The 16939-nt window shown below is 42.3% G+C and carries 16 protein-coding genes and 1 pseudogene; 7 read left to right on the forward strand and 10 right to left on the reverse strand.

Translation table 11 applies throughout. From position 1 onward, the window contains the following. Positions 1-231: 231 nt before the first annotated feature. From V7K41_RS27795 to V7K41_RS27810, 4 genes are all read right to left on the reverse strand, one after another. Positions 232-576 (reverse strand): DUF760 domain-containing protein, encoded by a 345-nt coding sequence (locus tag V7K41_RS27795; protein ID WP_334853478.1) that lies wholly within the window; start codon positions 574-576, stop codon positions 232-234. Positions 577-798: 222 nt separating this feature from the next. After that, positions 799-1755: an RNA polymerase sigma factor, RpoD/SigA family gene (locus V7K41_RS27800; protein WP_334853479.1), complete on the reverse strand. Its 957-nt coding sequence runs from the start codon at positions 1753-1755 to the stop codon at positions 799-801. A 645-nt stretch (positions 1756-2400) separates the two neighbouring features. Further along, on the reverse strand, positions 2401-5661 hold the full coding sequence (gene carB / locus V7K41_RS27805) for a carbamoyl-phosphate synthase large subunit (RefSeq protein WP_334853480.1): 3261 nt from the start codon (positions 5659-5661) through the stop codon (positions 2401-2403). A gap of 613 nt (positions 5662-6274) precedes the next feature. Then, positions 6275-6829: a Dps family protein gene (locus V7K41_RS27810; protein WP_094331591.1), complete on the reverse strand. Its 555-nt coding sequence runs from the start codon at positions 6827-6829 to the stop codon at positions 6275-6277. A 675-nt stretch (positions 6830-7504) separates the two neighbouring features. Here V7K41_RS27810 and V7K41_RS27815 point away from each other — a divergent pair. The 3 genes from V7K41_RS27815 (at position 7505) to V7K41_RS27825 (ending at position 9207) form a co-directional block, all read left to right on the forward strand. Beyond that, positions 7505-7753, forward strand: coding sequence for an Asr1405/Asl0597 family protein (locus V7K41_RS27815; protein ID WP_292866551.1), 249 nt, complete (start codon positions 7505-7507; stop codon positions 7751-7753). 69 nt (positions 7754-7822) lie between these two features. Next, positions 7823-8491, forward strand: a complete 669-nt coding sequence (locus tag V7K41_RS27820; RefSeq protein ID WP_334853482.1) for a (2Fe-2S) ferredoxin domain-containing protein — start codon at positions 7823-7825, stop codon at positions 8489-8491. Positions 8492-8838: 347 nt separating this feature from the next. Next, positions 8839-9207: a hypothetical protein gene (locus tag V7K41_RS27825; RefSeq protein WP_334853483.1), complete on the forward strand. Its 369-nt coding sequence runs from the start codon at positions 8839-8841 to the stop codon at positions 9205-9207. Positions 9208-9343: 136 nt separating this feature from the next. Here the strand turns inward: V7K41_RS27825 and V7K41_RS27830 are convergent, their stop codons facing one another. From V7K41_RS27830 to V7K41_RS27845, 4 genes are all read right to left on the reverse strand, one after another. Further along, the gene (locus tag V7K41_RS27830; protein WP_334853485.1) at positions 9344-9610 is read right to left on the reverse strand and encodes a type II toxin-antitoxin system RelE family toxin; all 267 of its coding nucleotides are present in this window, start codon (positions 9608-9610) and stop codon (positions 9344-9346) included. Continuing rightward, positions 9607-9846, reverse strand: a complete 240-nt coding sequence (locus V7K41_RS27835) for a hypothetical protein (RefSeq protein ID WP_334853487.1) — start codon at positions 9844-9846, stop codon at positions 9607-9609. Before V7K41_RS27835 ends, V7K41_RS27830 begins: the two co-directional genes overlap by 4 nt. Positions 9847-10186: 340 nt before the next feature. After that, on the reverse strand, positions 10187-11809 hold the full coding sequence (locus tag V7K41_RS27840) for a tetratricopeptide repeat protein (protein ID WP_334853489.1): 1623 nt from the start codon (positions 11807-11809) through the stop codon (positions 10187-10189). Positions 11810-12495: 686 nt separating this feature from the next. Further along, positions 12496-12969 (reverse strand): hypothetical protein, encoded by a 474-nt coding sequence (locus tag V7K41_RS27845; protein WP_334853491.1) that lies wholly within the window; start codon positions 12967-12969, stop codon positions 12496-12498. Positions 12970-13096: 127 nt separating this feature from the next. On the opposite strand from V7K41_RS27845, the gene tumA reads away from it, so the two are divergent. After that, on the forward strand, positions 13097-13306 hold the full coding sequence (tumA, locus tag V7K41_RS27850) for an antitoxin TumA (RefSeq protein ID WP_334853492.1): 210 nt from the start codon (positions 13097-13099) through the stop codon (positions 13304-13306). 41 nt (positions 13307-13347) lie between these two features. On the opposite strand, the pseudogene V7K41_RS27855 reads toward tumA, so the two are convergent. Further along, positions 13348-13851: pseudogene (locus V7K41_RS27855) on the reverse strand (RidA family protein); the annotation flags it as partial. Positions 13852-13914: 63 nt separating this feature from the next. Between V7K41_RS27855 and V7K41_RS27860 the strand changes: the two are divergent. Together V7K41_RS27860 and V7K41_RS27865 are read left to right on the forward strand one after the other, a co-directional pair. Then, the gene (locus tag V7K41_RS27860; RefSeq protein WP_334853494.1) at positions 13915-14223 is read left to right on the forward strand and encodes a hypothetical protein; all 309 of its coding nucleotides are present in this window, start codon (positions 13915-13917) and stop codon (positions 14221-14223) included. Continuing rightward, positions 14223-14669 carry a type II toxin-antitoxin system VapC family toxin gene (locus V7K41_RS27865; protein WP_334853496.1) on the forward strand — a complete coding sequence of 149 codons (447 nt, stop codon included), beginning with the start codon at positions 14223-14225 and terminating at the stop codon, positions 14667-14669. The genes V7K41_RS27860 and V7K41_RS27865 overlap by 1 nt, the downstream gene beginning before the upstream one ends. A 119-nt stretch (positions 14670-14788) precedes the next feature. Here the strand turns inward: V7K41_RS27865 and V7K41_RS27870 are convergent, their stop codons facing one another. Then, a complete protein-coding gene (locus tag V7K41_RS27870; RefSeq protein ID WP_334853675.1) occupies positions 14789-15220 on the reverse strand; it encodes an NUDIX hydrolase in 432 nt (143 codons plus the stop codon). 201 nt (positions 15221-15421) lie between these two features. Between V7K41_RS27870 and malQ the strand changes: the two genes are divergently transcribed. Continuing rightward, complete coding sequence (gene malQ, locus V7K41_RS27875; protein ID WP_334853497.1) at positions 15422-16936, forward strand: 4-alpha-glucanotransferase; 1515 nt, start codon at positions 15422-15424, stop codon at positions 16934-16936. The last annotated feature ends 3 nt before the right edge of the window (positions 16937-16939 follow it).

A 16939-nucleotide genomic window follows, 5' to 3' on the forward strand; every position in this document is an offset into this window, starting at 1 on the left:
AGAAGCGAAATCAAAGACTCCGCGTTACTCTGCGCCAACCTCCGCGTTCCTTTGCGTTTAAATTTCAATCTTAATTCGCCACTATTTTGGATATTTTAAAAAACTTAGCTGATGTATGATCGAGAATTAGCAGCAAATATTTCGCAGAGACTTATTTTCAATTCGTATCGCCGTAACTATGACTAGCTATCAGCCCAACAATATTGATTGAATTTCCCAAATTTTACATTTCTAGTCAATTTCGCTGTTGTCGGTTTCAGATCCTTGTAGAGCCATTTCAAAATTCATTCTCTGTTCAGCGTTACGCAAGAAATAACCACTAATCATCGCAGAAGCAAGAAGCCTACCTAGATTTTCCCGATTTGTGGTTACAGTAACACCAAAGTGTTCTGAAGGTAGATTACCTAATAGTCCTGTAATATTCCGTTCCATGACTTGAAAGACTTCGGCAGACGTGGGTTTGGATAGCTGGGTAACTGTCTCTGGACTCAAGGATTTAACGTACTGCCATAATAAATCGTTAGTTTCTGATTCGCTATTAAAAAATTCTGAGACACGATTGGATGAGTTACTCATTTTTTAGCTCCTTAACTACCACTATTAGCTGCGGTGCTTGTGATTTAAATATTAAATGTCTGTTTTGGATTTGACTTAGTTATTTTGTCTTCCTGTCAACTAATGTAACAGCCTAGCGTCAGAGTGGAAGTAGGTGTAACCGTACCAAAGTCAGCGTATTTTCTCACCCCAATAAATAGGTAAGGAGTGGGGAGTTAATTAAAAACTCATCACTCCTTACTCCTAACTTGCCAAATATTCATCCATATTGGCTTTAGACTTGCGAAGTTTGCTTAAAGCTTCCCGTTCAATTTGTCGGACTCGTTCTCGGCTGATGTTCAGTATTTCACCAATTCTAGCCAGAGTCAGGGCTTGCCCATCAGTTAAGCCAAAGCGTAGTGTGATTACTTCCCTCTGTTGTGGCGTGAGATCGCCCATCAGGCGATCTAAGTCATAAGATAGCGAAGATTGCATAACAAACTCTTCGGGAGAAGCTCCTGGATCTTCCAGCATTTCTCCAAGTTCGGTGTCGTAGTTATCACCCAGCCGCAAATCCAAGGAAAGAGGCAAACGCGCCTTTTCTAAATACTCTCGTACTTGTTTGGGCGTCAATTCTAATTCTTGAGCTAGCTCCCCAGCCGTCGGAGCGCGTCCCAACTTTTGAGACAATTGGCGCTGTGCCTTTTTAATCTTATTTAATTTTTCAGTGATATGGATCGGCAGCCGAATGGTACGAGCTTTTTCGGCTATAGCACGAGTAATAGCTTGCCGAATCCACCAATAGGCATAAGTAGAAAATCTATATCCTTTGGTGGGGTCAAACTTTTCTACGCCCCGTTGCATACCAATACTACCTTCTTGGATCAAGTCCAGTAAATCGACGTTGCGCTTAATGTATTTTTTGGCAACGGAGACTACCAGCCGCAAATTGGCTTCTACCATCTTGCGCTTGGCAATTTCACCATCTGCGATCGCTTCGTTCAACTCTGCTGGTTCTAGGTTTGTTGCTTTGGCCCACTCTTCTAGAGTCGGTTGATGACCTAGCTGCGTGGCAAGAGATTCCCTTGAGTCGTGCAAAGCGCAGGAACGTTGCACCTGTTTACCATAGAAAATCTCTTCCTCGTGGGTTAAGAGTGGCACACGGCCAATCTCACGCAGGTAAGTCCGCACGAGGTCTGTGGCTGTCTGAGCGGTCTTCATGGCGCTACTCTTTGGTAATGATGGGGTTGGCGGTAGGGTCATTAAAGGATAGATGCTTTCTTTATTTATTAGGGTGCTACCCAGTCAGACTGGGAACCTGTACTATGGTTTGCAACTTACGCGCCTGAGAAACTCGGCTGCTCATAATAATCAAATTTAGGCTTCTTAACTGCTAAAACTACAGTTATTTCCTACTTTTCACAAGTATCTACAGTTAGATAAAAGGTTGCTTTTTAAACATTGTTTTATGGAAGTCTTATTAACAATTGTAACATTTATGAGAAGATTTTGGCTAGATGGCGACATGAAATTTCCTGGTTTTTCCAGTTCATCCAACATTGCCCTCTATCTTAAGGCTGACTAAAAGTCAATTTAAGAAATTATCTGCTTCAAATAATTTTCCTCATATTTGTTAAAGTATCTCAATGAGAACTATATTCATTCTCTTCTAACAATTGTTTAATTTTTTCTGGGCATGGGGCAAAACAGTTCCGAGTTTCGAGTTCCGTTAGCGGAAGCGGGGCGTTTAGCCCGTACTGAGTAAAGAAGTGAGATTCCCCACTCAGCACTCAGCACTCAGCACTCCTGATGGGCATTGGGCATTAGTTATTAATTATTCTCCCCTGCTCCCTTACTTCCTATTCTCTACTCCTTCGCACAGTAATCTTGGATGGTTTTCACGTCCAAAGTCGTATTTTGTAAGGAACGGATGGCGGCGACGGTAGCTTTTGCACCGGCGATGGTAGTAACGATCGGAATTTTGTAAGCTAAGGCTGTGCGGCGGATTAACCTAGCATCAGTTTGGGCTTCTTCCCCTGAAGGTGTGTTGATAATAAGTTGGATTTTCTGATTTTTGATCGCATCCAGGACGTGGGGACGACCTTCATGGAGTTTTAACACTAATTCAATATTTAGCCCCTGTTCCAGAAGAACTCGGCGTGTACCAAGGGTAGCCATCACTGTAAAGCCCAAATCGATAAATTCCTTCACCACACTACTTGCAGCAGCTTTATCGCGATCGCTCATTGATACAAATACAGTTCCCGTCAGTGGTAAACGCTCCCCAGCACCCAATTCCGCTTTGGCAAAGGCACGGCCAAAGTCGCTGTCAATCCCCATCACCTCACCAGTGGATCTCATTTCTGGGCCCAATATTGTATCAGTTCCTGGGAATTTATTAAAGGGTAATACAGCTTCTTTGACAGCAATATATGTGGGAATGACTTCCTCTGTGAAATATAGCTCCTCTAAGGTTTTCCCTGACATAATTAAAGATGCTAGTTTTGCTAATTGTATGCCTGTTGCTTTAGATACAAAGGGCACTGTGCGGGAAGCGCGGGGATTAGCTTCTAGAATGTAAACTTGGGGAGAATAGCTGCTTGCGCCGACAACAGCAAACTGAATATTCATCAATCCTATGACTGATAATGCTTGTGCTAGCTGTATCGTCCAAGTGCGAATCTGATTGAGAACTGCTGGTGATAGGGAAATGGAAGGTAAGGAACAAGCGGAATCTCCTGAGTGAATCCCAGCTTGTTCGATGTGTTCCATGATGCCACCAATCACCACCCTTCCTGTACGATCGGCGATCGCATCAACATCAACTTCAATCGCATTTTCCAAAAACTTATCAATCAAAATCGGATGTTCTGGTTCCACTAGTACCGCAAAGGTCATGTAGCGTTCTAACTCAGCATCGGAATAAACGATTTCCATCGCCCGTCCCCCCAACACATAGCTAGGACGCACTACCACCGGATACCCAATACGTTTAGCGACAATCAACGCATCTTCATAACTCCGCGCAATACCATTAGGCGGTTGGGCAATATTCAACTGTTGGAGAATCTTTTCAAACCGCTCCCGGTTTTCTGCCATGTCGATGGAATCGGGTGATGTACCCCAAATTTTAGTGAGGAGTTCTGAAGTGTCATTGCTGAGAAACTCTTGTAATGGGAGAGCCAGCTTTAGCGGTGTTTGCCCACCAAACTGGATTATCACCCCAACTGGATTTTCAGTTTCAATAATATTAAGGACATCTTCTTTTGTTAACGGCTCAAAGTAAAGGCGATCGCTGGTATCGTAGTCTGTCGAAACTGTCTCTGGGTTAGAGTTGACCATAATTGTCTCATACCCCGCATCCTTCAAGGCATAGGCGGCGTGACAACAACAATAATCAAACTCAATTCCCTGTCCAATGCGGTTGGGGCCACCACCCAAAATCAACACTTTTGGCTTGGTTACAGGCAAAACCTCTGTTTCTTCTTCGTAGGTAGAATAGTAATAGGGGGTAAAGGCTTCAAACTCAGCGGCGCAGGTATCTACTGTTTTATAAACTGGGATGATTCCTAGTTGTTTGCGGTAGGCGCGAACTTCATCTTCAGTGGCTTTGGTGGCGTAAGCAATCTGGCGATCGCTATATCCGTCCCGCTTCACTTCATAAAATTGCTCTTTTGTCAATTGCTGTAAAGGTGTCCGCTTGAGAAATTTCTCGACATCTAGCAGTTGTTGAAATTTATCTAGAAACCACGGGTCAATACCAGTCAGTTCGTAGATTTCCTCAGCACTAATCCCTAGTTGCAAGGCATGGCGCACGGAGAAAATGCGATCGGGGTTAGGTGTCCGCAGTTGGGCGCGAATTTGCTCGCCACTGGGTAATTTTTCGGCTCGATCGCAACCCCAACCAGCGCGTCCGGTTTCGAGCGATCGCAGTGCCTTTTGGAAGGATTCGTTGAACGTCCGCCCAATTGCCATTGCTTCCCCGACTGATTTCATTTGGGTTGTCAGCACTGGGTCGGAACCGGGGAACTTTTCAAAGGCGAAGCGGGGGATTTTTGTCACCACATAGTCAATTGTCGGCTCAAAGGATGCGGGAGTTTTCTTGGTGATGTCATTTTTAATTTCATCCAAGGTGTAGCCCACAGCCAATTTTGCGGCCATTTTAGCGATGGGGAAACCTGTAGCTTTGGAAGATAAAGCCGAACTGCGGGAAACGCGGGGGTTCATCTCAATTACAACCACATCGCCATTAAGCGGATTGACAGCAAATTGAATATTAGAACCGCCAGTTTCCACACCGATTTCGCGGATGATTTTAATTGCCATATCCCGCAGCCTTTGATATTCTTTATCAGTAAGGGTTTGCGCGGGAGCGACGGTAATAGAGTCTCCGGTGTGAATGCCCATCGGGTCAAGGTTTTCGATGGAACAGATAATCACCACGTTATCTGCCAAGTCACGCATCACTTCGAGTTCATATTCTTTCCAGCCGAGTAAAGACTGGTCAATGAGAATTTGCGAAACAGGACTGGCATCTATACCTACCTGTGCCATTTCTTCAAATTCTTCTTGGTTGTAGGCAATGCCGCCGCCACTTCCACCCATTGTGAAAGCTGGACGAATAATTAGAGGATAAGTACCAATTTGGCGGGCAACAGCTTTGGCTTCTTCTAAAGATTCGGCTGTATCGCTAGGACAAACAGCTACCCCAATCCTTGCCATTGCTTCACCAAACAGCTTTCGATCTTCGGCTTTTTCGATCGCTGGGAGTTTAGCGCCAATTAACTCAACGCCGTACTTTTCCAACACCCCTTTTTTGGCTAAAGCAACGGCGAGATTGAGGGCAGTTTGTCCTCCCATCGTTGGTAGTAGAGCATCGGGGCGTTCTTTTTCGATGACTTTTTCGACCAATTCTGGAGTTAGCGGCTCAATGTAAGTACGATCGGCCGTTTCCGGGTCGGTCATAATCGTTGCAGGGTTAGAGTTGACCAAAACCACTTCATAGCCTTCTTCTCGGAGTGCTTTGCAGGCTTGAGTGCCAGAGTAGTCAAACTCACAGGCTTGTCCAATCACAATTGGGCCAGAGCCTAACAGTAGAATCTTCCGGAGGTCGTCACGGCGGGGCATAGTCGTTGCCTTGGAATACGAGAATACAAATCCTGATCATTTTAAGGGTCTTTACCCCCTATGGTGCTTTTTATTATTAAGTTTTCTAAGTTTGATGACAGGAAGGACTGGGGAGTGGGGGAGCAGGGGAGAATAATTAATAAACAATACCCAATGCCCTTCAGGAGTGCTGAGTGGGGAATCTCACTTCTTTACTCAGCACGGGCTAAACGCCCCGCTTCCGCTAACGGAACTCGAAACTCGGAACTGTTTTGCCCAATGCCCAATGATTATTTTGTATTTCTAATTTTATTTAATTACGATCCTCAAATTTATAAAGCTTTTGCGAATCTTTATTATTTAATCTGATGAACCTTGCGATAAATGATGATTTATTTTGGTATCTATCTGTCTGCTTATTTATGCACAAATAAATTACTTAGATAAAAATTTATCTTAACTAGCTAATTGCTAAATATTTTCAACGTTAAAGATTATATAAATATGTTTACTTAGATGAAAAATGGCAGAGAAATTAGGTATGCCATTCTCTGCCATTTTTTATAATATTTTAATAGTTGGACTGCCAACTTTTTCTTTGAGTCTAGGTAGACAAATCTAGATTATGAGAATTTTAGCTTTGAGCTGCTTGGACAAACCCTAAAGTTAAGCTGTCTTTAGCGAGGAAGTGAGATAAATGATATGCACGTTCCTCAGTTTTCAACAAAATCTTTTCGTACAGATAGCGTGTGCCTCGATCGCCTAAACTCTCTGCCTGAGCAGCTTGACGACGAATTACACCAATGATTGCTTGTTCGGCAGCTAGGTCGTTTTCCACCATTTGGCGAGAGGAATATACGCCTTCAGATTCTTGCTCAAAACAGGTTAATTCTGCTAATTTGCTGAAGGTAGCTACTGGCACACCACCCAGTCCATCCAAACGTTCGCCAATTTCATGAACGTGGTCTTGTACTTGGTTGTAGCTTTCGTTAAAAAACTCATGCAGAGAGTAAAATTCTGAGCCTTCAACTACAAAATGATGCTTTTGGTACTGCAAGTACAGTGCCTGGAAACTAGCTAATATAACGTTAAATCCTTCTGTAACTGGAGCAGTTACACTGCGATCCAGCAACACAGGATTGTCATATACATGACCAAAATTCCGTAACAAAGTTTGCGTTTCAGACATTGTTCTCCTCGCTATTTAGCAATTATAGATTTTAACAGCTCATTGTTTACATATTAACATTTTCACAATAAGAGCAAGCCAATTTGCCATCACAAGATTTTGTATTTTTGTTTACTAAAAGTCTTAAGTTTCTCGTTTGCTGGATTATGGCACGCTCATCTAGCTGTGTATATTTTTCATTACTATTGACATGAAAAGTTAAGTATGCATACATACTCTAGAAATTCAGGAGTGCCTCGGCTTATAGTGCCTCAGCTTAGAGTAACCCCATAGATAAATCTAGGGGATTGATCTTGGACGTATTATTTCTTGTTGCACTCTCCTCGAAATAAATATTTATTTCTTTTTCCTTGGCTTAAAAGCCGTGGCTTCAAACATAAAGTGCTGAGTGCAATTATTACTTTTTTACTCAGCACTCGTTACTCAGCACTCAGCACTGTTTCGGTGAGGGTAGATGGGGGAGTAAATACCTCCTTGCCCTAATTGTCCTGGTCATCTCCCCGATCTCCCTCATAGGATGATTGCAAAAATTTTATTTTTTTTTCAAAATTAATGAGAATTGTTTGCACTTAAGGTATGCTGGTTTTAAGAGGCTAGACTACTAAGACTTTCAAAAAGCAGGGAGTTAAATGGTGGTAGTTACTGCAAGTTTGTTGCACTTTGAGGGCAATTCTCTTGAAATCGTATAGTTCAGAAATAGAAATAAACCACCTTGTAGAGGTGAATTGGGTAGATCGCTGGCAAGTCTATCAACGTCTAGAGGAGTTAGACATTCCCTGTAGTTGTGCGGCTAACCAGCCATTAAAAGTTGAAATTAGCAATCTGACTGCGGCTGTTCAACTTTGGAGTGTAGTACGGCGATTTACAGCCTCTCGTCAAGACCAGATTTGGACTCTTGAGTGTTGCTGGAAAAGTCGCTACTAACAGTTATAATTTTTAGCTGCTGAGAATATCTTGCTTGATAGCTTGTATTAATTAAAAGGAGGTTAAAAAATGGGTGGATCTAACAATATGGAAGTATCACAATTTTGCCTTGAGGGCAGATTTATAGATTTTGTTATTAAAGATGGCTATAAGCTGAAAGGTTTACTGCTGGCTACTCATGAGGGTGAATGCTACATTAAACTCGCTAAACATTTACGGGCTGCTTTTGACTTGCGGCTACCAACAGGTACTTGGCTACAAGTTGTTGGTTATAAAGAATACGATATAAAAAAAGACAAAGTTACACTGAAAGCTGAACGTGTGATGGCGGCGCGTTCTGAAATAGCGGCAGTTAAAACCATCGCTGCACGACAAGAACCCCCATCTATTGATGATGTCAAGGTAAAACCAGCTAAGACTAAGGCCACGATTTTGGTGTGTCAAAAGTCTGATTGTATGAAACGCGGTGGTAAAGCAGTTTGTCAGGCGTTGGAGGCAGCTTTAAGCGATCGCGGTTTAGAAGACCAAGTTACAATCAAGGGCACTGGTTGTATGAAGAACTGTAAAGCTGGGCCGAATTTAGTTATGCCAGATAAAACACGCCATAGTCGAATTCAAGCTACACAAGTTCCCGCCTTGATGAATCAGCATTTTGGCGACAAAAATTTATCAGCACAGCCTGAAAATTTAAGGGAAGTTGCGATATATAATGGCAAACTTTGGGGGAATAATTCATAAAATCTTGACATTTTAATGAGAAAGCTTAATAATATCTTCTCAAGTGTGTTCCGTTAATACTCGGCCCTAAGTCCGCTAGAAGTTTGCAATAAAATCAAAAAACTGGCTTTAATTAAGGCCAGTTTTTTGAATGAATAGGATTTTTATTAAGTAATTTTTAACTGGGATGCTCCCATAATTTGGAAAAATTCAAGGGAATGTAGTTGATTGATGAATACGTAGGCGCCAAGAGACTTGTCGTTAGACATCGCTTACAGTTGAAGCGTCAATCATCAATGATTTAAAAACAAATGCCACATACCCCTCAGTGGTTATACATCGTTTTTTTTACATTTTCCACGATAGTCATGATTTTTTTATTCCGTCATGACTGGAATCGCCTCGCTAAACTCTACCGCATGAAAGAAGCGCCGCCACAAAACTTCTCGCGAATGCAAAGCGGTTGTGTGGGGTTGGTAGACTACAAAGGAACTTTAAATGTTGGTATAACTCCTCAAGGGATTTATCTGAGTATTTTCCCGTTGTTTAGCTTTGGACTTACGCCGTTGTTAATTCCCTGGAGTGCCATTAGGAAAATTGAACCTGCTAACCAACTATTTCTTATTAAGCGTTTTCGTTTGTATCTTAGTTCTCCAAAAGTCACCCTGATTTTAAGCAAAGATATTTTGGAACCGGCTAAAGAATTTTTAGCCACACAAGGATTTGAGTGGATTTAGATAAATCCCGTTTTTACCTGGCTGATACCGTAGGGATACAGAATTGCGATCGCTTAATATTTATATGCAATTAGGTTTAGCGATCGCAACTATTGGTAGCACTATCTATCCTAATGCACCAAGTCATGGACTTGTGCTAACTTTCATCTTTATAAATCTCGCTACGATGTCCTACTTTAATTACAGTTACTATCAAAACATCATCATCTACTTCATAAACAACTCGATAATCTCCTACTCGAACACGATATGAAGTATCATCCCCTTGTAATTTTTTTACCCCGTTTGGACGCGGTTCTATTGCCAAGTCGTTGATTTTAGTTTGTATGCGCTGTTGTACATCTAAAGGTAATTTCCTAAACTGCTTTTTCGCAACCTTTGAAAATTTAACTTCGTAACTCACGCAACATCCTTGTTTATTTCATTTCTGATTTCGTTTTGAATTTCATCCCAAGACACAGTACCATTAATGCGTATATCTTCCCTAGCTTCTTTAATGGCTTTTAAGTCTTCTTCGTCGTCTACATCATCGATTCTTTTTAAGAGGGCGTAAATTTCATCTAAAGTACTGTCGTAAGCTTGATGTAATAGTACGTTTATATCTTTAATTAACTGTTCTCTTTCGTCTGTTGATTTCATTTTTAATCATCCAAGTATGGTTTTATTTTTTGTGTCACCGTCTCTATGGTAGACCGTCGCACTTTGTCATGAAAAAGGCAAAATCTTTAACATTTCTATGCAATTGAATTGAGCGATCGCCTACAGCCTCTCATTAGGGATTTCCAAGAAATAAATTATCCCAAAAAACGAACCACAGAGACGCAGAGAACACAGAGAGAAGAGAGATTAAGAGGATTTTTGCGTCAGTTTTGGAATATTTTTTTATTTGGAAGTCCCTTAGAAGGGCAAAGTTGTAAAGGCGTAGGCGTAGCCCCCACCGCAGGCATCGCTTCACAATTTCTACTGGAAATTATATGGTCTAAGTTAGAGAAGACTGCAACAACTGTCGCATGGATGTAGCTTGCAAATGGTCAGGGAAGACAGTTAAAAAGTTATTTAAGTCTTGGATAGCTTCACGAATAGATTCTGAAGAAGCACCTTTAGATAAGGCATAGCGATATAACTGCTCTGCTGGTTGAGTATAATTAGCAGCCAAGTAGTAAAGAGCTAAATTAAAGGCATTACGCCAGTCTTTAGTATCTTTTTCGTAATGCTGTTTAGCAAGCTTGATGGCAAGCACTAGGTCAGTTCGTGCTTTGTCTGGTTGGTTAAGGGCTAGGTAGGCTAAAGCGCGATTATATAAATACCAATTACTGTCAGAATCTAAATCAATAGCGTAATTGAAATCTGCAAAAGCCTCATTATACAATTTAAGCATCAGGTATGTTTGACCGCGACGTGCGATCGCCCAGGCATCTTTAGGGTCAAGTTCAATGGCGCAGTCAAAGTCTTGTAGAGCTTCCGTGTATCCCTTCATTGAGCGATAAGTTTCACCGCGATGTGCGATCGCCCAGGCATATTTGGGGTCAAGTTCAATCGCGCAGTCAAAGTCTTGTAGAGCTTCCGTGTATTGCTTCATTAAGCGGTAAGTTTCACCACGATTTGCGATCGCCCAGTCAACTCTGGGGTCAAGTTCAATGGCGTGGTTAAAATCTTGTAGTGCTTCTGCGTAACGCTCCATTGAGCGGTAAGTTTCACCGCGATTTATGATCACCCAGGCAGATTTGGGGTCAAGTCCAATGGCGCAGTCAAAGTCTTGTAGAGCTTCCGTGTATCGCTCTATTAAGCGGTAAAACATTAACCCCTCATTGCCTGTCCAAAGATTTTCATCTAATTCCTGCCGACCAGCAATAGTTATCAATATATTGAAAGATACTTGACCGTGGCGACCCTCTAGAATTTCTCGTAACCAGTTATCTAAGAATTCCCCGATGCGTTCATAAGTATCAAAAAACAAGGCGATAGCAGTTTTCTCACAAATTTTAAAAATATCTTGTAAAAATAGTGGGGTGAGGACTTCCACAGGTTCTTGAATTAAGCGCACCTCATCTTTATTTGTGATTTTCTTCGCAACATAAGATGCCCATTCTCCGGCTTGGGTAGCTAAAGCATCTCCATCTACAAAGTCAAATACAGCACCGCCAACGGGAACGTGGCGCGCCAGACGCACACCAGTTTTAACTACAGTTTTGCCTACAAAAGCCGAAAAACCTTGAGGAGCATCTGGATCGGTTTCTAATTCTTGGCGCTTCTGACGGTAAACTTTGTAGCGTTCGGTAAACTGCGGCAATTTGTGACCTTGCCGTTCCAAGTCTTCAGCTAGACGACCCATAACTTCTGGTACAGTTTTTTCAGCTTCATCTATATAAGCCGTAATATTTTTTGCTTCTTCAGCAATTTTGCGAAACTGTCGTACAAGTGTGCTTTTACCAACCCCGCCTTCACCCCAAATGTTATACAAAAAACGACGGCGATCGTCTTCTACATGCAATGCCAGATTTTGGCGAAATTGATTGGTTTGGTCTTCACGACCCACAAAACCTAATTGCTGACGTTGTTTAATAATATCTTGTAGGTTCTTGGGCTTGTTTTGTGGGTTCATTACAAGATTCAATTTTGAGGTGCTAATGCCTACAGAATGACTACTAAATATATAAAGTGGATTTCGGAATTTATGAAATTTTTTTTAGTTAATTTTTATGCATTGACCTTCTGAGGCTCAATGTTGAGCTTCTGAGGCTCGATGTTGAGCTTCTGAGGCTCGATGTTGAGCTTCTGAGGCTCGATGTTGACCTTCTGAAGCTCGATGTTGACCTTCTGAAGCTCGATGTTGACCTTCTGAAGCTCGATGTTGACCTTCTGAGGCTCGATGTTGACCTTCTGAGGCTCAATGTTGACCTTCTGAAGCTCGATGTTGACCTTCTGAAGCTCGATGTTGACCTTCTGAGGCTCAATGTTGACCTTCTGAGGCTCAAAAATGCCTTGGCGAATTAGCGCTTATCGGTGGAGTCTAATATAGACCTAACCCCCAGCCCCTTCCCTACAAGGGAAGGGGAGTAAGATTCAAAGCCTCTCTCCTTTTAGGAGAGAGGTTTGGAGAGAGGTCAAAGTGTATTTTAGATTAACGAGATGCACTATAAAAATCGCGGCTACACAGACAAAACCCGCCTGTGCGGGTTTCAAGAATCTTTGGATATAAAACGCGAAAAGGGCATAACAATGTTATGCCCCTACAAATTATGTGTATTTTAGTAACTTTACAACTGGTATGATTACCTATTTTAAGCTTTAGCCAACTGGTACTTCGGGTTGCTTTTTCTTAGAACGGCGGTTAAACCTGCGTCCCATCTCATCTATTACTCCATCTAAACCTGTGACATCACCGCTAGCTTTGGCATAGCTATAAACTGCTAATGCTGCTGCATAGGCTTCGCTAGCAGAGGCTATACAGGTATCATCCACCAATTCTTGCAGTTGCGTTAGAGACAAAAGCACTGGATACAACGATTCAAACAGCGCTAAATCTCGGCGCATCTCTTCCAAATCAAAAGAACGGGGCAAAAAGTTAGGGTTTTGTGTTGCTACTTCTAAAGCTTTGCTTACAAAAGCCCGACTTTTATCTCCCATCTTCAACATTGTTCGCCGTTCGTCGGTGGTCAAATCTACCAAAAACGGTAACTTTTCTCTTATTGTAGCGATCGCCTGCATGACTGCTTCTTTATCTGCTGGAGCTAAACTGGCACTGATACGATTTTCTGACATTTTTAATACTCCTTTAGGGTACTTAATTTCAGTATTCCCAAAGTTATAGAGGCGATACTCTTTCAGAGTCACTTCGTGAACGCGTTTGTTGAGAGATAATTAACGATGAAACTGAATGTAGAAATCAATGCGTAAACAAATCATCGAATATACATCTCCCCTAGATGCGCTGATTGCCCTTATCAAACAGTTAAATACCTATGAAATAAAGTACCAAATAAATTCAGAAGATTTTTTTGCCAAATATAACCAAGGCGAAACTTCTGACGATGAAGTGTTTGTCAAATGGGCAGGAAACTACCAACATATAAAGAGCAACCTTAGAGATGTTGTGTAAAGTTATTCAAGGTTAAGATTTTGCTCATTGATACGTTCCTTTTAACCGCCAATTACAGCGATCGCATCAATTTCCACCAACACATCTTTAGGTAAGCGCGATACCTGAACACAAGCCCGCGCTGGGGCTGTATCTTCTGGGAAATATTTAGCATAAACGGCATTCACCGCCGCGAAATCATTCATATCAGCTAAAAATACAGTGGTTTTCACCACATCTTGGAAAGTCGCCCCAGCTGCTGTGAGGATGGCTTCAAGATTAGCTAATACTTGCTCAGTTTGCTTTTTGACATCATCAGTGTAGACGACATCACCAAGGCGAGGATCGATGGCAATTTGTCCAGCAATGAATACAAATTGACCTGAAGCTGCGATCGCTTGATTATAAGGGCCCACTGGTGCGGGTGCGTTATCAGTATTAATTACTTTACGGATCATAGATATTACTTTCTCTAACGATGTTTCCTGTTTACCAATTTCTGCCTCAGCTGCGATCAACTTGTAGACTTCTCCATCTGGCATTATCGCACCAGTCAGGTCTGCATCTCGACCGCACTCGTATAATACTGTTACAACAGACTGCAAAACATTATTTATGAATAAACCAGGATGAATATTAAAGAACTACTGCTCCAAGAAATTGAATCATCCTCAGATGTTCTACTAGCTGAAACACTAGATTTTTTGCGTTTTCTCAAGACAAAACCAGAAACCGAGGAAATATCTCTTGACCTGTCAACGGAAAAAAATGATGATACTTCCAATCAGAAAACAAAACCGGAAATACAGGAAGCAACACCAATTCTTAGAGGCTCTAAAGCAGAAGACTTACTAAAATTTGCCGGAACCTGGCAAGGAGATGATTTTGAAGAGTGCTTGCAGCTAGTTTACAAAACCCGTTCCCAGGCTGAATTTTAGTGACGTACCTCCTAGATACCAACCATTGTAGCCGCATCATTTTCGGAGAAACAAACCTCATCCGTCGATTACAAGAACACATCGGCTTAGGAGTTGCAACTAGCGTGATTGTGCAAGGTGAACTCCTTTATATGGTGCAAAAGTCTTCTCAACAAGAAGTAAATCTTCGCTTTGTCATAACTTTTCTGCAAACCATCGATCTTTATCCCATTAGTGGAGGGGTTGCCGATGTTTACGGTAGCCTTAAAGGAGAAATTGTCGAATATTTTGGCCCCAAAGACAAAGCAAAGCGGAGAAAGTTTACAGTTCAAGACTTGGGTTTTAGCGATAACGACTTGTGGATCGCATCAACTGCTCTGCACTATAACCTCACCATTGTCTCAGGGGACAGCGATTTTAAAAGGATACAACAGGTGCAAGCCTTAGCTTTAGAATCTTGGCTTTGACAGCCTTCCAACACCAACGGATTTCTAGAGAACATTTACCCAAACTGTATAGTAGAAAATTCCCGATATTTTTCTCCCCTCTTCCTTTGCGCCCTTTGCGCCTCTGCGGTTCGTCCCTCTTACCCCAACCTCGGACGTATCCCATAATGCCGATATCGCCAATAATCGCGCAAAATGCGATCGTGGTCAAAACATAAATTACCAGGCACACACCAATACTCAAAAATGCCTACACCCTTAGCATCATCTCCAGCCAGAGGTTCCCCCGTAGCTGTCGCCAAAAACACAATACTAATCGTATGCTGACGCGGATCGCGATCGGGGTCAGAATACACCAGTAATTGTTCAACCAACTCCACCTGTAAACCCGTTTCTTCCTCAGCTTCTCGCCGCGCCGCCACTTCCACCGCTTCCCCATAATCTACAAACCCACCAGGAATAGCCCAACCTAAAGGTAGATTATGTCTTTCAATTAACACTATTGGCCGATGAGGTCGATCTACAAGTTCAATGATGATATCAACTGTCGGTGTAGGATTTCGGTAAGTCATAGTTATTTTGTCATTAGTCATTAGTCATTGGTCATTAGTCATTAGTCATTGGTTATTCACAAAGGACAAATGACAAAGGACAAATGACAAACAAAATGAGTTTACTTGATTTCCCCTGCAAATACTGTTCCGTGATAAATTTGATGCGATCGCCTAGCGTATCGTTCAGACAATCGCTTCCTCCTATAATTCAGATTAATTATGCCTTTTCCTAGATCAAGTGGTATTTTGCTGCATCCTACCTCCTTTCCCAGTCGATTTGGCATTGGGGATTTAGGCTTAGAAGCCTATCGCTTCATCGATTTTCTTAAAGAAAGCCATCAACAATATTGGCAAGTTTTACCCTTGGGCCCCACTGGATACGGTAATTCTCCGTATATGTGCTACTCGGCAATGGCGGGAAGTCCCCTGCTGATTAGCCCAGAAAAACTGCGAGATGAGGGTTTGCTAACAGAAGAAGACTTTGCTAATTTACCAGGATTTCCCGAAGAAAAGGTAGATTTCGAGAAGGTTGTGTCGGTTAAGATTGGGCTACTCAAAAAAGCCTATGAACATTTTAGAGCCAATGCCACACCTATCCAACAAAAAGAGTTTGAAGGTTTTTGCGACAGCAAAGCCTATTGGCTAGATAATTACGCCTTATTTATGGCGTTGAAAGATGCCAACGAGAATGCAAACTGGCATACATGGCCGTCAGAACTTGTCAAGCGCGATCCCCAAGCAATGGAGCAAGTACAGGAGCGGCTCAATGGAGAGATTTTTTATTACAAGTTTGTCCAATTTGAGTTTTTCCGCCAGTGGTCAGAGCTTAAAAGCTACGCTAATATGCGCGGTATTGACATTATTGGCGATATCCCCATCTATGTAGCTCATGATAGTGCTGATGTGTGGGCGCATCCCAACATCTTTTGTCTAGATGAACAGACAGGAGCTGCTGCCCAAATGGCAGGAGTTCCACCAGATTACTTTAGCGCTACCGGTCAATTGTGGGGCAACCCGGTTTACAACTGGGAGGAATTGCAAAAACAAGACTTTAAGTGGTGGGTACAGCGCTTTGAGGCAATGCTCGATTATGTAGATATAATTCGCATTGACCACTTCCGGGGCTTCGAGGCTTATTGGGCTGTGCCGCAAGGTGAACAAACTGCCATCAATGGTAAATGGGTGGAAGCGCCTGGGGATGCTTTTTTTGAAGTGATTAGGCAAAAGTTGGGCAAGCTACCCGTCTTAGCAGAAGATTTGGGAGTAATTACACCGGGGGTAGAAGCGCTGCGAGACAAGTATGAATTTCCGGGGATGAAAATTTTGCAATTTGCCTTTAGTGCTGATTCCGCTAATCCATTTTTACCATTCAATTATCGGCACAATGCTGTAGTTTATACTGGGACTCACGATAATGATACAACTTTAGGCTGGTTCAATACAGCTAACGATGAGGAAAAGCAAAACTTGTTGCTTTATTTAGGTTCTATCAGCCCTGATGGTATTCACTGGGATTTGATTCGCCTAGCTTTGAGTTCTGTAGCCAACCAAGCGATTATTCCCTTGCAAGATATTTTGGGATTAGGAAACGAAGCGCGGATGAATTTTCCCAGTATTGCTGAGGGGAACTGGGAGTGGCGCTATCAAACAGGAGCGATAACAGACGAATTGCGCGATCGCTTGAAAGTTCTTACCAAACTTAATGGACGCGCCCCGGAAGACCAAGCCCAGTGAGGA

The sequence above is a fragment of the Nostoc sp. genome (assembly GCF_036917415.1).
In the GTDB taxonomy this organism is placed as follows: Bacteria; Cyanobacteriota; Cyanobacteriia; order Cyanobacteriales; family Nostocaceae; genus Nostoc.

What these genes read in the sequence shown, in the direction of transcription:
- V7K41_RS27795 (WP_334853478.1), bottom strand. Translation starts at nt 576, where the DNA reads ATGAGTAACTCATCCAATCGTGTCTCAGAATTTTTTAATAGCGAATCA.
- V7K41_RS27800 (WP_334853479.1), bottom strand. Translation starts at nt 1,755, where the DNA reads ATGAAGACCGCTCAGACAGCCACAGACCTCGTGCGGACTTACCTGCGT.
- carB (WP_334853480.1), bottom strand. Translation starts at nt 5,661, where the DNA reads ATGCCCCGCCGTGACGACCTCCGGAAGATTCTACTGTTAGGCTCTGGC.
- V7K41_RS27810 (WP_094331591.1), bottom strand. Translation starts at nt 6,829, where the DNA reads ATGTCTGAAACGCAAACTTTGTTACGGAATTTTGGTCATGTATATGAC.
- V7K41_RS27820 (WP_334853482.1), top strand. Translation starts at nt 7,823, where the DNA reads ATGGGTGGATCTAACAATATGGAAGTATCACAATTTTGCCTTGAGGGC.
- V7K41_RS27825 (WP_334853483.1), top strand. Translation starts at nt 8,839, where the DNA reads ATGATTTTTTTATTCCGTCATGACTGGAATCGCCTCGCTAAACTCTAC.
- V7K41_RS27835 (WP_334853487.1), bottom strand. Translation starts at nt 9,846, where the DNA reads ATGAAATCAACAGACGAAAGAGAACAGTTAATTAAAGATATAAACGTA.
- V7K41_RS27840 (WP_334853489.1), bottom strand. Translation starts at nt 11,809, where the DNA reads ATGAACCCACAAAACAAGCCCAAGAACCTACAAGATATTATTAAACAA.
- V7K41_RS27845 (WP_334853491.1), bottom strand. Translation starts at nt 12,969, where the DNA reads ATGTCAGAAAATCGTATCAGTGCCAGTTTAGCTCCAGCAGATAAAGAA.
- tumA (WP_334853492.1), top strand. Translation starts at nt 13,097, where the DNA reads ATGCGTAAACAAATCATCGAATATACATCTCCCCTAGATGCGCTGATT.
- V7K41_RS27860 (WP_334853494.1), top strand. Translation starts at nt 13,915, where the DNA reads ATGAATATTAAAGAACTACTGCTCCAAGAAATTGAATCATCCTCAGAT.
- V7K41_RS27870 (WP_334853675.1), bottom strand. Translation starts at nt 15,220, where the DNA reads ATGACTTACCGAAATCCTACACCGACAGTTGATATCATCATTGAACTT.
- malQ (WP_334853497.1), top strand. Translation starts at nt 15,422, where the DNA reads ATGCCTTTTCCTAGATCAAGTGGTATTTTGCTGCATCCTACCTCCTTT.